We start from the raw sequence: 250 nt of genomic DNA, 5'->3' as shown, positions 1-250 counted from the left end.
ACCCTTGCTCGAACGGCTTTTGGTGCCGCTCTGCGTAGCATTGGCGGGCAACGCGTAAGGCACGGTTTGCTCGGCGTTGTACACGCGACCGGTAATGATCGGCCGGTCCGGATCGCCTTCGAGGAAGCTGACGATCACTTCCTGGCCGATGCGCGGGATCTGCACCGAGCCCCAATTCTTCCCGGCCCAAGCCTGCGACACCCGAATCCAGCACGAACTGTTTTCGTTGGACTGGTCGTGACGGTCCCAA

Annotated in this window: 1 protein-coding gene; it reads right to left on the bottom strand. The window is 61.6% G+C overall.

The genetic code is table 11. The features are described from left to right. The coding region (gene vgrG, locus OC610_RS29340) for a type VI secretion system tip protein VgrG (RefSeq protein ID WP_264433373.1) at positions 1-250 on the bottom strand (250 nt) is incomplete at both ends.

It is taken from the genome of Pseudomonas agronomica (assembly GCF_025917275.1).
GTDB lineage: Bacteria > Pseudomonadota > Gammaproteobacteria > Pseudomonadales > Pseudomonadaceae > Aquipseudomonas > Aquipseudomonas agronomica.
The sequence above is the reverse complement of the archived record's forward strand: the minus strand, read 5'-3'. Positions and strand labels throughout refer to the sequence as shown.